Source organism: Bradyrhizobium sp. GCM10028915 (assembly GCF_042666195.1).
GTDB lineage: Bacteria > Pseudomonadota > Alphaproteobacteria > Rhizobiales > Xanthobacteraceae > Bradyrhizobium > Bradyrhizobium canariense_D.
The window spans coordinates 40,305-55,380 of sequence record NZ_JBHTFN010000014.1 but is presented as its reverse complement, the minus strand read 5'-3'; the positions used below and the strand labels follow the sequence as shown (position 1 = coordinate 55,380).

Genomic DNA, 15,076 nt, shown 5'->3' with positions numbered 1-15,076 from the left:
GACCTGGAGCAGAAAACCCTGCAACCTCTCGACAACCCGTTCGGCACGAGGCTGTCACCCATGTCTTAGGTACGTTCCGTTACCCATGTCTTCGGGCCGGACACCTGATTTTTTGGTAGCGGGAGAGGGACTCGGTACCACATTCAAAAAGACGATAATTCCCCTGATTTTCAATGGCTTGCCTGGATCGGAGTAGCGGAAATCAGGGTGTTACATCCCGCCGGGATGTAACACCTGCGCTATCCCCGGAAAGGCTCATTTCGTGGCCCGTCCTTCCTATCTCGCCCGGCGTGCCGGTGGCCGCTATTTCCTGCAAATCCGGCTGGGGAAACGGGCCGCCGAGCTCTTCCAGCGCCCCCTCCTCCGTGTCAGCCTTCGAACGGCGGATTTTGCAGAGGCCCGGAGGCGCCTGGTGGACAATCTCGGATGGGTATTGGAGCTGATCGAAGCTCCCGACCTAGAGGTGATGGGAAGCGTGCTCGACGCACGTCTCCGAGCCTATGTCGGGCGCGGCTCCCCCGCCGATGAGCGGTCGCTGGCGGAGCGCTGCGCCTTCGAAAACGAGGTCCGTCGGTATTTTACCCGGGCACAAGAGCGGGGATATGCCTACCAAGGGCGTTTCCCGGAGGTCCCGAGCCTGTGGGTCGACTTTGTCGATCAGAACAAGGCGGCCGAAAGCGCCATGACCCGTATGACGGTTCGGCGCTCTTACGAGGCGGGCCGGAATGAAGCTCGCGAGGCATTCAAGGAAGGCTGGGAGCCGTCGTCTCGGCACAGCCCGGAGACATTTGACCCGATCGCCATGATCGATCGTCTCGTCCAAGACGCCGTAGGCCGGCGCATGGCCGAACTTGCCCCCTGCGTCCTAGCCCCTCCGGCGGCGCCGACCATCGTTCCGACAGAAATCGACGAAAATGCCTCGACCAAATCCGGTGGCTCGACTGCGGGTGCCCCGGACCGTATGTCGGTCCTGCTGCAGGAGTTTCTCCGGCCGGCGGGGCGCAAGCGCCAGCACACCACGAAAGGACGTGGCGAAGCGGAGGCAGTCGTGCAGTTCGCGATCGACTTCCTGGACGACCCTCGCATGAGCGAACTCACCAAAGAGAAATGGAGACAACTCGACGAAGCTCTCCCGGACATTCCAAACCGCGACAATATTCCGCGAGAATTCTCCAAAACGCTGTTCCAGCGATTTAAGTATGCCGAGACGAACGGCTGGAAAGAGCTCGAGCGGGTCACCACCACGACCATAAAAAGCCGCTACTGGGGTGGCCTCTATAAATTCGTCGATTTCGCTATTGAGCTGAAGCTTTTCGACGGCCCGCGCCCGAAATTCGAATGTATTGACCCCGAAAATCTCGCCCCGCTCCCCCGCGACGCATTCGACGACACGGAACTCCTGCAGCTCTTGCAGCAACCTCTCTTCACCGGATGCAAAAATCGGATCCACGTCTGGCAGGCTGGCGATTATTTTGTTCAGTCTCACATTTATTGGGGATTTCTGATCTGCATATTGACCGGCATGCGGCCCGGCGAAGTCGGCCAGCTCAAATGCGCCGATATCCGCACCGATGGAGAATTCTACTATTTCGATCTAAGGCCATTCGATGCGCGATCGGGACGCGTTGCCCTGAAGGACTTGCGGAATTTGAAAACCAACGCCGCTGGTCGCGTAATTCCGATCCACCCAATTCTTATTGAGCTTGGCCTGCTCGATCGCATGCAGGATCTCATCGACAAGAAGGAGGAGCGCCTTTTTCCCGAATGGGAAGCCTACACCCGAAAAGACGGGACCATTCGTTGGTCACAGCCTCTCAGCAAGTCTTGGCAATACGTTAAGAAGGTGCTCAAGCTGAGCCGGGCAGACCTAACGCTTTACAGCACCAGGCACCTGATGGCGGACTGGCTCGACAACGAAGCCATCGCGCAGCGAACGCGCGACCGTATTCTGGGCCACGCCAGCGACGTACGCGGCCGCTATGGTCGTAAGGGCGTTTTGGACCCGCAAGTCGCCGCAAAAATCGAGGCGCTCGAACCTCCTATTGTCAAAACGATGCGAGAAATCTTGCTCGCGGCGAAGAACCGAGCGGATGCACGCGAGCTCATCGCGCTGAAGACATACTGATCGTTCGGACGTGCCACCGATAGTCGCTGGATTGATCGGCCGCACGGCTTGGAGCTGTTCTCGAATGTTCGACCCAATGCATTCCGGCCACGGAGCGAGCAAGCAACTCTGATTTGATCCATCGCGGCTGGAGCAGCGCCACAACTGTATTCGTCTCGAATCGGACTTGATGGCCGTAGACTTCCAACCCTTGGGGGTTTAGCGGAGGCGGTCCAATTCTTATTCTCGTCCTCCCTCGTGCCACTTCGCTGAACCACAAGTATGTCAAACGCCATCCGGAACTGCCCCCTTTGCGTCATGAAGAACTGCCCCCACCATCGGGATTATGATCTCGGTTGAAGGTTGTTTCCGCCGGTCACGGGCCGGAGGGAGGCGGAGCCGACCGGAGGGCCGTCACCGGCGGTCGGCGTCTTGATGAGGCCGCTCTTGCGCTTGGCTCGGAGCCGGTAGCTGTCGCCGCGGATCGTCAGCACGTGGCTGTGGTGCAAGAGCCGGTCGAGGATCGCGGTGGCGACCATCAGCGAACACGGTGCCCCATTCGGCAACACTGCGGTTCGAGGTGATCAGCATGGCGCCAGTTTCGTAGCGCCGGCTGACCAGTTGGAAGAACAGATGTGCCGCGTCAGGTATCCGGAATGAACAGAGCAGCGGGTCAACTACGAAAAACTCAACGCGAGCAAATCTGGTCCGCGCTGCCTTGCGGACCGAACATCTATCAAGGTGTGCCGCCAATTCGGCAGTGGGCCATCTGCAGATGCACCGAGATAAACCGCACAGAGCTACTGGATTAGCTCATCAGCAAGCAGCAGGATTGATGGTGGTATTGTCAACCCGAGGGACTGCGCGGTCTTGAGATTGACGACTAAACGGAAGCGCGTCGGCTGTTCAAGTGGCAGATTGGCGGGCCTCTCGCCTTTCAGGACGCGCTCCACCAAGCTCGCCCCCCGCTCAGCGGTCTCTACCTCGTCCGGACCATAGGACATAAGGCCTCCGTCCCGCACGAAGCTATCCGCCTCATAGATGGCAGGCAAGCGATGCCTCGCCGCAAAGTCAAAGACGCGTTTGCGATTGAGAGCGGTGAGCGCGTCCGCTACCATCAATAACCCATCTGGCATGGAGCGTTCCATGCTTGCAAACGCATCTTCGAAATCATCAGGCTCGCGTACGCCTAATGCCATCACTGTGATGTTCAACTGCTTTGCCGCAGCCGCAGATGCTTCATAGCGCGCGGTCATTCCGGGGTTACCTGCATTCCACAGCAATGCTACGCGTTGAAGTCGAGGCGCCGCGTTCTTCAACAATTCGAGGCGCTTCGGCGCGAGCTCGGCTGCGACATCGGAAATGCCCGTTATGTTTCCTCCCGGTCGATTGAGACTGGCGACAAGATGCGTTTGCACGGGATCACCAGGGGCAAAGATCACGGCCGGAACCGTACTGGTACCTTCCTTCACTGCAGCAGCCACAGGATAGCCGATGGCAATTATGACGTTGACCTTCGCTGCAACCAGCTCCGCCACGAACCCCGGTAAGCGGTCGAGATGCCCTTCAGTGGCACGTTGGACCAGCTCGAGGTTGCCCCCAGGAGTAAAGCCATTCTGCGCGAAGTGGTGAGTTAGTTGGTCCGTGAGCCTGCCGGGGTAAGTGTCCGGCGCGAAGCTCCCTGCGCTTATGACGCCGACGCGGTAAAGCTTCGGCGCCTGCGCAGCCATGGGCCACGCGAGCGGCAAGACTGCTAGACCCCCAAAGGCTGAAAGCAGCTGGCGTCGTTCCATCGCGGTACCAATGACCTGAATGATGACCGCCTCAATGTAGCACGCCTGCATATCGGCCGTGCAGGATTTCACGGCCGCATTGAGAAACAATCCCCGGCGATGCCCGCTTCGCGTCAATCTCTGCTTAAAGCGCAATCGAGGGCGGTCTGCTGTCCGCTCTAAACCTGACGCTCGCCAGCAGCCGCCGAAGGGCGTCGTCGGTGGGCCAACTAGGCGTCATTCAATGACTTCATCCGCCGACGCTAAGAGAGATGCCGGCAAGTCCAGTCCAAGCACTTTTGCTGTCCGCAAGTTAAGGACAGTTTCAAAGGTCGTTGGTCGTTCGATTGGCAATTCCTCTGGTCGTGCCCCCTTCAGGATGCGGTCTACGTAGGACGCCAATCGACGGTAAGAGTCGGACAACTTTGGACCGTATGTGCAGAGCGCGCCGCTTCTGGCAAATATTGGCCAGCCTGATATGACAGGTACCCCATGTTGCATCGCGAACTCAATTATCTTGTTGCGATTTTGGATGGCAAATCCGTCGGCCAGGACCGAGACCGCTTGAGGAGGGCTACGGTCCATAGCCGCGAGTGCGGAAACGAGTTGATCCTGGGTTGCCGTGGCAAAGAAGTCGGCTGCGATCCCCAGCTGCTTAGCCGTGTCCTCTGAGTACACACGTTCGATGTGTGAGCCCGGATGTTCGGGGTTGCCGATGATCGCAACGCGCTGCAAGTGTGGAACCGCATCTCGCAAGATTTGCAGTCGCTTGGCGTTGAGTTCGGCCGCCATAAACGTCAGGCCTGTCATGTTGCCGCCCGGGTGCGAAAGGCTGGTCGCAAAACCAGCGAGCACAGGGTCTCCACTGAAGACGTATACGCCAGGTGTCGATAGTTTGAGCTGATTCACCACAGTCACGGCGGACCCTTGGACGACCAAGAGGTCAACGGGCGTGCTAACCAGCTCGAAGGCAAGTCTCGGCACGAGCGTAAGATCATCGTCGCCATACCGATAGGTGATTTCTAGATTCACATTCTCAACATAACCAAGCTGTTTGAGACCGCTTCTAAACACGTCGACAAACGGCGCGAGGCTCGGCTCGCGCTGAGCCGTAAGGAATCCTATTCGGAATATTCTTCCCGCTGCCCGTGCTGGTTGCCGCTCCGCAAACACCACTATGAGGCTCGAAAGCAAAAAAATGCGTCGATCCATTGGCTCGTCCTGACCACAAGAGCTTAACTTACCAAAGTTGATGGCACCATCAAACAACCTCGGCCAACGGTTCAGAGGGACAGACCTCGGCTTTGTATCCACCGTCGATCAATTCCTGCGCGAGCGTGCTCAGCTTGTTCGTGTCACCGTCGGCAAATCTACGTTTGAAGGCAATGTTCTGTCCCTCGACATATCCAAACACACGTAGCTCCGGGATGAACGCGTCGAGCGTGGCAAGACTGGCGTCAGCTCTGTCGCCGCGGCCCTCCGACAGAACGCCGATCTGGACAATCTTAAAGGTCTGCTGCGCGTCGGCGTCGATGGGCCAACTCCCGACCGCGCTGATGAGGAGTTTGATGAGCTCGCGCCGCGTCATTTGCCACCCCGACATAGCACCGGCCATGGTAGCGATAAACATTCGTCACTGGAAGGGCGCAAGGTCAGTCATGACCTCTTAGCCTCCACAAGCTCCCTCCCCTGGCTAGACGCCAGACGTCCTTCGGTCGACCTCGACCTCCGGACAATCGCCGCCGCCGCCTCGCGCCATCAGCAGTTACGAACGCCTCCCGAACTCACTCAATCAGTTCGTCCGCCTCTATGAGAATGGATGGTGGTACCGTAAGGCTGAGTGCTTTCGCAGTTCGCATGTTGATCACCAGCTCGAACTTCGTCGGCCGCAGGACTGGAAGATCGACCGGTTTCGCTCCGCGGAGGATCTTGCCCGCATATACGCCGACCTGGCGGTAGGCGTCGGCGAGGCTGGCACCATAACTCATTAGCCCGCCATCCGCCGGAAACTCCCGAATGTGGAAGATGCCGGGCAATTTGTGAGTAGACGAGAGAGCAATGATCTTGATCCGTCGGGAGTCGAAGAATGGATCGTTCTGAACTATCAGCGCCCCGACGCCGGCTTCATTCAGTGCCGCGAAACCCGCCTCGATCTCAGCATCCGTTGTCGCGCTCTGCACGATTATCTCGCGGCCGAGCGACTGAGCTGCGCTCACTACCGACCGTCGGAACTCGTCGAACGCTTCCATTCCGAAGGCCGGGTTGAGCAAAAGCCCCACAAGACGAGCTGAGGGGACCAATGTGCAGAGAAACTCCACCCGTTTGGCGCCGAGATCGCCCGTGAAGAAGTTCACACCAGTGGCCGTGCCGGGCCGATTCATACTTGCGACCAGACCAGCGCGCACTGGATCCTGGCCGACGACGAAGACAAGCGGCACGGCGAAGCCCGCCGCCTTGGCTGCGAGTGCGGCCGGATCGCCGGTAGCAACAATGACCGAAAGCGGTCGGCTCCGCAGATCGGCGACAAGCAGCCCCAACCGACTATAATTGCCCTTGGCCCAGCGATACTCGACAGCGACGCTAGGACCTTCGACGTAGGCCATTTCTTCGAGCCCGCGGCGGAAGGCGTCCATGTGAACCGTAGCTTCTTCAGGAGAGCGCGTGCTAACGAATCCGATCAAGGGCTGCGAAGGTACTTGCTGCGCGCGCGCAGCAGCCGGCAACGTTGCCGAGAGAGCCGCAACTCCCCCAATGAATTCTCGCCGTCGCATTTGTCACTCCAAGATACGCCCAATCGTTTGGCTGCATAATGTCAGCGCTCGGCTCCTAGGTGATTTCGCGCTGAAGTTCCAAGCTGTGCATGTCACTTGCGGCTCAATCGCGTCGCCCTGAGAGTTCGTGATTTCCGACCTACTGCTGCAGACATCCTCGCTGCACGCAAGGCTAATAATGGAAGTGGCTTCCCTTCGACGTAATGCTGGCGAGCACCAAAATGGCTGCAGTGACTATCCGGCAGTTCGGACTGATTAAGGGTCGCAGAAGGTCAGCTTGGAGTCAAAAAGAGCCTTGGCTAGTCCTGAGCTTCGGGGGCGCACCAAATCGAGAGCACCGCCGGATACCTGAGAAGAGAATTGAAGTTGACAATGCGATGCAATAGCAGAGCAAGTCGGAGCCGGAACTGACTTGAGCGGACATGCCCTGCCCCTCCAGAAGCGGTCTATTCGATGACTTCATTGGCCCGCGCGAGCAGTGACATCGGCACGGTGACGCCGAGGGTATTTGCAGTTTTAAGGTTGACGATCAGCTGAACTGCCGTGGATTGTATTACCGGCAAATCTGCCGGCTTGTCGCCCTTCAGTATCCGACCCGTGTAAGTGCCCGCCAGACGATAGACATCTTCAACATTTCCACCATAACTCACCAACCCTCCGGCCTCGGCATACTCACGCCTGTCGAAAATGGTGGAAATTGCATAGCGTTTTGCCAGATCAACGAGTTGGGCGCGCCGGCTGAATAGAAACGCATCCGTGTCGACGAGAAGAGCGCTTCTTCCTCGTTCACCGAGTTCGGCAAGAGCTACATCGATTTCGCTTTCAGTTGTTGCATTCACCGTATCGAGTTGCAGCCCGATGCTACGAGCCGCCGCTTCCAACGCCCTGGACTGAGTTTTCGCGTTGGGATTCACCGGGTTGACCAGCGCGGCAACAACGCTTGCGTTCGGGAGCAGTTCATGAAGCAGCTCCAGCCGCTTCGAAACCACCTCGACATTCAACGTGACCGCGCCGGTCACGTTGCCTCCGGGGCGGTCCAGGCTGGCAACAAGCCCTAACTCAACAGGATCGCTGCTGGTCGTAAAGACGATGGGAATTTGCGCGGTTGCCTGCTTTGCCACGAGGTTCGCAGGGGTGCTTGTCGCGACGATAACGGCGACGCGCCGGCCAACCAAATCAGCCGCCAACGCCGGCAGCCGATCGTAGTGGCCTTCTGCCCACCGGTACTCGATCTCGACGTTTTGCCCCTCAACGTAGCCGGTTTCGGCAAGCCCACGGCGAAATGCCGCGACGAAGTGGCCATATCCCTGCGGCGATGTGCCATTGATGAATCCAATGACTGGCATCATCGGCTTCTGCGCCCATGCCGCAACCGGCCAAACGACAGCGGCGCTGCCGAGTAACGAGACGAACTCGCGCCGCTTCATGTGATCATCCTGTTGGGATTGCCGGTGACGCAGCACCTTGCGCTTAAAAGATGGAGAATGAAACAGCTTATAAGGAAAGCCGCGGTTGCGGTCCCAAGAAGACGTTTCGGGCCAAACTGCGGAGGGAGTTGACCGGAGCAACTCTAGTCCGCCCATGCCTTCCTAAGCTGACCTCAACGAGGTGCGCGGCTATTGCGCTGATGCGGTTGTCGCGAGACTACGGAAACAGGAAGGTGGACGCGGCTGCCATCGAGATCTTAATGCCGCCAAATAATTTGAAGCGTGGACAATCTTTGGGCGCGGTGCGGGACTTTTACTCAAACTGAATGCGGGTGCCCTTGGCACCGTTGAGTAACCGCTTGAGATGAAATCCGGCCAGCGCGTCGTCGGCATGTAGGCCAACCAGTGCAGCAAAGGCCGGCATCGCCGTTGTATCGCCGGCCTCCAGCCTGGCGAAAGCCTCGACATATTGCGCGGTGGAAGGCGCCCTGAATGCCGCGTCCTGAAGCGGCTCAAAAGCACGAAGCGGCTCGCTGCGTCCTCGCAACATAATTTCGCCGACTGGCCGTCCCTGAAAATTGCCCGCGGCTGCGGCTGCCGCTGCGCTGACGCAAATGCGGGTGCCGAGATACTTATTGGCAGCCTCGAGCCGCGCTGCGGTATTGATGGTATCGCCATAGGCGCTGTAGTCGAAGAACCGACTTCCGCCAAAGTTGCCGACCAGCGCAGCCCCCGCATGGACACCGATGCGCGTGGCACCAAAATCAACGCCCTTTTTTTCCCAGCGTTCTCGATACATTTGGGCCCAGGTGTCGAGTTCATGAGCGCAGGCAATGGCTCGTCGGGCATAATCGGGCTGTTCGCCTGGCGCATTGAACAGCACCTGGATCGCGTCGCCTAGGACCTTGGCGACCGTGCCCTCATGAACGAACACCACATCGGTCATACCGCCCACATATTCGTTGAGCAGCGCGCCCAGCACTTCCGGGGCTACGGTCTCCACGAGCGAGGTGAAGTTGGTGATGTCGGTGAAGATAGTCGCAATCTCCCGCCAGTGCGCTTCCATACCGTCGCCGTCGCCTATAGCCGCGAGACGGCTGGCGATCTGCGGCGAAAAATAACGAGATAGCGAGGCGTGAGCGCGTTCGGCTTCGAGCTGGCGGCGGCGGGCCTCGCTCATGGTCTGGACGTGACTGATCGTCTTGTTGATCGTGATTTCAAGGTCGTCGAAGTCGATCGGCTTGGTCAAAAAGTCGAACGCACCGCGGTTCATGGCCGTCCGAATGTTACTCATGTCGCCGTAAGAAGAGACGATGATGGTCGATTTCTTGTCCTCGTGCTCCTGCAGCTTGGCCAGCAGCGACAACCCGTCCATCCTGGGCATATTGATGTCGGATACCACCATGTCGACATGCGGATGCTGCTCGATCGATGCTAACGCCTCGATGCCGTCATGCGCGAATACGAACGCCATTCCTCCTTCACGGATCTGGCGACGAAATTTCTGCAGCACCAGCGTCTCGAGATCAGGCTCATCATCGACGACCAGGATAGTCGCGGTCATGCAGCTTGACCTAGTCGATTATCGATTTCGATCCGGAGCAGCGCAAAATCGATCGGTTTGGTCAGTAGATCGGCCGCGCCATTCTCCAGCGCCTTGCGCTTCGTGTCGGCATCGGCATACGCCGTGATCATGATCACGGGAACATCCGGACGGGCGGCACGCACGATCGGCAGCATTTCCAGACCACTCATTCCAGGCATGTTGATGTCAGACAGCACCAGAATGAGCGCTGCATCTCGGATCTCTGTGGCGCGCTGCAATGCCAGAGGTGCCGAGAGAGCAAACTCCATAAGAAAGCGGCCGTCTCGCAGATCGCGCCGGAAATGCTGACGGAACAAGGCTTCGACGTCGGGCTCGTCATCGACGACTAAAATATAGACCCTCAACTCTTGCCTCCGGTCTGCGATATTGGAGCCGCCGTACGTGGCAGCGTGATAATTAACTCTGTAAAAGCACCCGGCGCGGTATCGACCTCGATCCTACCGCCATGCTGTTTTGCGATGATATCGTGGCAGATCGAAAGACCGAGCCCCGTCCCTTCGCCCGCTGGCTTGGTGGTGAAGAAAGGATTGAATATCTTCTCCTTCACCTCGGGCGGGATACCAGTGCCATTGTCGCGAATCCGGATTTCCACCGCGCCGCCGAGATTTCTCGTCGTTGCACTCAGCGTTGGCTCAAAACTATCGCCAGCGGCTTCCTTACGCTTCGCGGCTGCATAAAAGCCGTTTGCAATCAGATTCAGGAATACCCGGGTGATTTCCTGCGGATAGACGTCGATTGTCCCTGCAGCAGGATCAAACTTCCGCTCGAGCGTCACATTGAAGCTCGGCTGTTCTGCTCGTGCACCGTGATAGGCGAGGTTGAGGCTTTCGTCGACCATCGCATTGATGTCCGCCGTCCGGCGCTCGCCCGACCCCTGACGCGAATGCAGGAGCATATTTTTGACGATCGAATCCGCTCGCTTGCCATGCTGGACAATTTTTTGGAGGTTTCCCTGCAGCAACTCCGTGAGTTCGTCGATCTCCTTGCTGGCATTCTCGTCGACTGCCACTGTGCGCAGCACCTCTTTGAGTTCCTCGATCAGCTCCGAAGAGAGAGCCGAGAAGTTATTGACGAAGTTGAGAGGGTTCTTGATTTCATGTGCTATCCCGGCCGTGAGCTGGCCAAGCGAGGCAAGCTTCTCACTCTGGACCAGCCGATCTTGCGCGGTGCGAAGCTCTTCCAGAGACTGCGATAATTCCTGCGTGCGCTCGCGCAACTCGTTCAACAGCCGCGTATTTTCGATGGCAATCACAGCCTGGTTTGCGAAATTGGACACAAGCTCGACCTGTTTCCCACTGAAGGGCTTGACCTCCTGGCGGAAGATCGTGATGGTTCCGATGAGCTCATCTTCTTTGAGCATGGGTACGATGACCAGGGTTCTGGCGCCGCCAAGATCGGCAAGCGCCCGGACGTCCGGATTGCCATCGATGTAGGGCGGCTGAGTCCTGATGTCGTCGATATGAACAGTTTGGTGGGTCTTCTCGACAGTGCCGAGCCCACTTGCAGGATGCGGGCGAATGCTCTTGAAGAGTCGGGTGTCAACATAGGGCTGCGGCGCATTGTAGAGGGCGACAGTACGGAAGCCGCCTTCCTCGTAGAGATTCATTGTGCCAAATCGGGCACCGCAGATCCGTGTCGCATTCTCCAGCATCTTGTCAAAAACCGGGCTTAGCTCGCCCGCCGATGAACTGATGGTTCCAAGAACTTCAGCAGTCGCGGTCTGCTGCTCGAGCGCCTCGCTCAAATCATCTGTGCGTTGACGCAATTCCTTGAGCAAGCGCGTATTCTCGATCGCAATTACCGCTTGTTTCGTAAAACTTTCAATCAACTCGATCTGTTTGCCCGTGAACGGCCGAACCTCTGTCCGGTAGATAATAATTGAGCCTATCACCCCATCGTCTTTCAACATCGGAACCAAGACGACGGTGCGGGCACCAGCGATATCAGCAATCTCGACGACGTGACGTGCACCGGCTAAGTATGCTGGGGTGCTTCGCACGTCATGAAAATGCACTGGCCGCCGGGTTCTGATAACGGCAGCGTGGCCACTGTCCGGGTGAGGCTGAAAGACGAAATCCCTTCGCAAGGCAGCAAATTCGGGCGGCACATTATGACTTGCGGCGATACGAAAGCAGTCCCCGTCGAGCAGATTCATCACGCCAAAATTCGCACCACAGACGCGTGTGGCATTCTCGAGCATCTTCCGGAACACCGGCTCTAAGTCACCTGGCGAAGAGCTGATAACCTGCAAGACCTCAGAGGTCGCGGTTTGCTGCTCAAGTGCCTCCGTCAGTTCGCGCGTGCGCTCCTGCACCTCCTCAAAAAGACGGACATTTCCGATGGCGATCACCGCTTGGTCAGCAAAGGTCCGAAGCAATGCGATCTGCTTTTCGTTGAATGGATTGACCTCGGTGCGGCGGAGAACGATGGCTCCGATGCTCTCGCCCTCGCGAAGCAGTGGTACGCTGAGAATCGTGCGGACGTTCGAGCGACGTGCGAGTTCGAAACCGACTGGGTATTCGTTACCCTCAGGCCCAAGGAGATCGTGTACATGAACGGGTTTGCAGTCGAGAATGGCGCGACCGGACGGCAACTGTCGGTCTATAGGCAAGCGCTGCCAACTCATTGGAATGGATCCGTGCTGCGCTCCAAATACTACCTCATCTTCCCCTCGAAGCAGAACCACGGCATCGGCGGCCTCACAGAGCCCGCAGGCGCTTTCTACGATCGCCTTGAGCACTGGACCTACGTCGGTTGGGGACGAGGCGATCACTCGTAGGATGTTAGCGCTGCCCGTCTGATAGGTCAGCGCCTCCGTTAGATCGCGAGTCCGAGCTTGTAGCTGCTCAAATAGCCGTACATTCTCAATCGCAATTACCGCCTGGTCGGCAAAGCTCTGGACGATGTCAATCTGCCGCTGGGTAAACGGCCCCGGCTCCGGCCGCGCCAAGCTGAGTACCCCAATCGTAATGCCTTCGCGAACCAAGGGTACGTTGAGCGTCGCGCGATAGTCACCTAGGCTCGCAAGATCATGCCGTTTGAAGTCGGGATCCTTCAAGAGATCAGGAACATGATCTATTTGACCACTTAGAGCCGCCCGCCCGCTCGGCGTATCACGGCTCGGCGCGAGCGGCTGGCTCCTGCGCAGGTCAACCCATTCAAACGGATTGTTATGGGCGGCCTCCAGATGCAACAGGCCATCACGAATGAGATAGATCGCCGCCCGGGGGTCGCCACACAGTAGTGCCGCCGAGCTGACGAGTGTGTTGAGAACATTCGGCAAGTCGAACGTCGATCGGCTGATCACCTTCAGAACGTCCGCGGTTGTGGTCTGTTGTTGCAGCGATTCGCTCAAGTCATCGGTGCGCTGCCGAAGTTCGTCGAAGAGGCGGACATTCTCGATCGCGATCACCGCCTGGTCGGCGAAGGTGGAGACTAGTTCGATCTGCTTTTCCGTGAAGGGCTCAACGCGCTGGCGGGCCAACACAATGGTCCCGATCGGCTCACCCTCTCGCAGCAACGGTACACATAGCGCAGTATGCTGACCGGCGAGTGTCGTCGACTCCCGCAATGTGTATTCGGGGTCGGCCGACACATCGAGGATCTGAATTGGCCGCCCCTCGAGCACCGCACGACCGGTGATAGTGCCTCGATCCGGCGCGATCGGGTGGCTCTTAAGGAATTCGATGTAGTCTTTTGTGTAACCCACAGCCGCGCCCGCGCGATATACCCGCCCTTCGCGTCGCATGATGAAGGCCATTTCGGTGTCGCACAGGCGCGCTACTGTCCGCACAAGCGTGTCCAGCACTGGCTGCAGATCGAATGTCGAGCGGCTGATAGTCTTGAGGACTTCTCCAATCGCAGTCTGCTGCTGCAGGGCTTCGGTCAGGTCTCTCGTGCGCTGCTGAACCTGGTTAAACAGCCGTGCATTTTCAATCGCGATCACTGCCTGGTCGGCGAACGTCTGCAGCAACTGTACATGATGATCGGTGAAATGGCCGGTCTCCTTGCGCGTGACGCTGATCATGCCGATGACAGCTCCGCTGCACACCAGGGGCACGAACATCATGCTGCTAAAGCCACGCGCGCGCGCAATGTGCTTGATATCGTTCGTCAGACTTTCGATGTCGGCCGTCTGCACCACCTTGCCCGCCTGGGCCATTGCGAAAGTATCAAAATCCGCTATTGGCCGCGGAAATGTTTTTTTTAAGATTTCGTCAGCTGCCGGATCGGTCGGCGTGAACGCCGCGAGATGTCCAATGCCGTCAATGAACCGAAAGACAGCCGTTGAGAAACCACCGAGCAGAGCGTTGGCTCGCGTGGCAATGGCCTCAAACACAGGCTGCACGTCCGAGGGCACGCTTGCGATCACTCTGAGGATATCGGCGGTTGCTGTTTGCCGCTCCAGGGCCTCGCGCGTCTCGTTCAGAAGGCGGGCATTCTCGATGGCGATCGCCGCCTGCAAGGCAAAACCCTCCAGGAGGGCAATCTCGTTGTCTGTGAAGAGCCTGATTTCGCGTCGGCCGCAGACGATCATTCCGAGCAGCGCTTCGTCTCTGCGCAGCGGCACGAACAGTGCGGTACGAATACCAGCGAGTTTGGCCGCACTTTGCATAACCGGATGGTCGATTTCCGAGCAGTCTGTTAGGTGCACCAGGCGGTCACCGGCAAGCAAAGCCCGACCTACCGGATGGTCGGATCCCCGAAACCCTCTTCGCAAGAGATCAGCGAATTGTTCTGGCAGATCATGGACCGCAACGGCGCAGAACCGTTCGCCGTCGTAGACCTGTAAGCTGCCATAAGCGACATCGCATAGGCGGTGCGCCCTCGCCAAGATGGCGTCGAACACCGGCGCGAGATTGCCAGACGATGAATTGATGACCTGCAATACCTCGGCCGTAGCGGTTTGCTGCTCCCTGGCTTCCTTCAGTTGGCGAGCGAGCACGTCCACTTGCTTTTGCAAATCGACGTCGCCCGCCGAACCACCGATGGTCCTGAAGATTTCCGCAGTCGCCTTCTGCCGATCATTCGCAGCGCGCAACTCAGCTAAAAGCCGCGCATTCTCCTGCTGCAAGTCCGCGACCATGTCCTGAAGAACCGCGGTCATGAAAAATTCCATATCGCCCGACAGCGAGTATTCGACGGGCCAAAATCGCATTAGGGACCAAGATTATTCCACGCTCTGCGCCATCACGCCACCCTAACGTTGGTTGATTTTCAAGCCGGCTGCCCGTCAGAAAACTCGGTTTCTCGCCTGCGGCATGGACCATTAGGACCACCCACATGGCAGAAGAGTTTGATTCGTTGCGGCGCGGTCGAGCTACGCATCCCCAAGCTGCGCAAGGTTCAGGCACTGGAACTCCCGACGCGGGCCAACACTATGTGCAAGCTCTCAG

The 15,076-nt window shown here is 58.1% G+C and carries 9 protein-coding genes and 1 pseudogene; 1 reads left to right on the top strand and 9 read right to left on the bottom strand.

What is annotated here, in order from left to right:
• Nucleotides 1-262: 262 nt before the first annotated feature.
• The gene (locus ACFQX9_RS11420) at nt 263-2,125 is read left to right on the top strand and encodes a hypothetical protein (protein WP_377788525.1); all 1,863 of its coding nucleotides are present in this window, start codon (nt 263-265) and stop codon (nt 2,123-2,125) included.
• A 323-nt stretch (nt 2,126-2,448) separates the two neighbouring features.
• On the opposite strand, the pseudogene ACFQX9_RS11415 reads toward ACFQX9_RS11420, so the two are convergent.
• The 9 genes and pseudogenes from ACFQX9_RS11415 to ACFQX9_RS11375 form a co-directional block, all read right to left on the bottom strand.
• A pseudogene (locus tag ACFQX9_RS11415) lies at nt 2,449-2,812 on the bottom strand (ATP-binding protein); the annotation flags it as partial.
• 92 nt (nt 2,813-2,904) lie between these two features.
• Entirely contained in the window at nt 2,905-3,987 is a 1,083-nt protein-coding gene (locus tag ACFQX9_RS11410) for an ABC transporter substrate-binding protein (RefSeq protein WP_377788522.1), read from the bottom strand.
• A 126-nt stretch (nt 3,988-4,113) separates the two neighbouring features.
• Nucleotides 4,114-5,088, bottom strand: a complete 975-nt coding sequence (locus tag ACFQX9_RS11405) for an ABC transporter substrate-binding protein (RefSeq protein ID WP_377788519.1) — start codon at nt 5,086-5,088, stop codon at nt 4,114-4,116.
• 49 nt (nt 5,089-5,137) lie between these two features.
• The gene (locus tag ACFQX9_RS11400; protein WP_377788516.1) at nt 5,138-5,464 is read right to left on the bottom strand and encodes a hypothetical protein; all 327 of its coding nucleotides are present in this window, start codon (nt 5,462-5,464) and stop codon (nt 5,138-5,140) included.
• Between the two features lie 196 nt (nt 5,465-5,660).
• A complete protein-coding gene (locus ACFQX9_RS11395; RefSeq protein ID WP_377788513.1) occupies nt 5,661-6,509 on the bottom strand; it encodes an ABC transporter substrate-binding protein in 849 nt (282 codons plus the stop codon).
• A gap of 584 nt (nt 6,510-7,093) precedes the next feature.
• A complete protein-coding gene (locus ACFQX9_RS11390; protein WP_377788510.1) occupies nt 7,094-8,074 on the bottom strand; it encodes an ABC transporter substrate-binding protein in 981 nt (326 codons plus the stop codon).
• Nucleotides 8,075-8,387: 313 nt separating this feature from the next.
• Nucleotides 8,388-9,638: an adenylate/guanylate cyclase domain-containing protein gene (locus ACFQX9_RS11385; protein WP_377788507.1), complete on the bottom strand. Its 1,251-nt coding sequence runs from the start codon at nt 9,636-9,638 to the stop codon at nt 8,388-8,390.
• Nucleotides 9,635-10,024: a response regulator gene (locus ACFQX9_RS11380; protein WP_377788504.1), complete on the bottom strand. Its 390-nt coding sequence runs from the start codon at nt 10,022-10,024 to the stop codon at nt 9,635-9,637. Before ACFQX9_RS11380 ends, ACFQX9_RS11385 begins: the two co-directional genes overlap by 4 nt.
• Nucleotides 10,021-14,787: a GAF domain-containing protein gene (locus tag ACFQX9_RS11375; RefSeq protein ID WP_377788501.1), complete on the bottom strand. Its 4,767-nt coding sequence runs from the start codon at nt 14,785-14,787 to the stop codon at nt 10,021-10,023. The genes ACFQX9_RS11380 and ACFQX9_RS11375 overlap by 4 nt, the downstream gene beginning before the upstream one ends.
• Between the last annotated feature and the right edge of the window lie 289 nt (nt 14,788-15,076).

What these genes read in the sequence shown, in the direction of transcription:
- ACFQX9_RS11385 (WP_377788507.1), bottom strand. Translation starts at nt 9,638, where the DNA reads ATGACCGCGACTATCCTGGTCGTCGATGATGAGCCTGATCTCGAGACG.
- ACFQX9_RS11400 (WP_377788516.1), bottom strand. Translation starts at nt 5,464, where the DNA reads ATGACGCGGCGCGAGCTCATCAAACTCCTCATCAGCGCGGTCGGGAGT.
- ACFQX9_RS11405 (WP_377788519.1), bottom strand. Translation starts at nt 5,088, where the DNA reads ATGGATCGACGCATTTTTTTGCTTTCGAGCCTCATAGTGGTGTTTGCG.
- ACFQX9_RS11390 (WP_377788510.1), bottom strand. Translation starts at nt 8,074, where the DNA reads ATGAAGCGGCGCGAGTTCGTCTCGTTACTCGGCAGCGCCGCTGTCGTT.
- ACFQX9_RS11395 (WP_377788513.1), bottom strand. Translation starts at nt 6,509, where the DNA reads ATGGACGCCTTCCGCCGCGGGCTCGAAGAAATGGCCTACGTCGAAGGT.
- ACFQX9_RS11375 (WP_377788501.1), bottom strand. Translation starts at nt 14,787, where the DNA reads ATGACCGCGGTTCTTCAGGACATGGTCGCGGACTTGCAGCAGGAGAAT.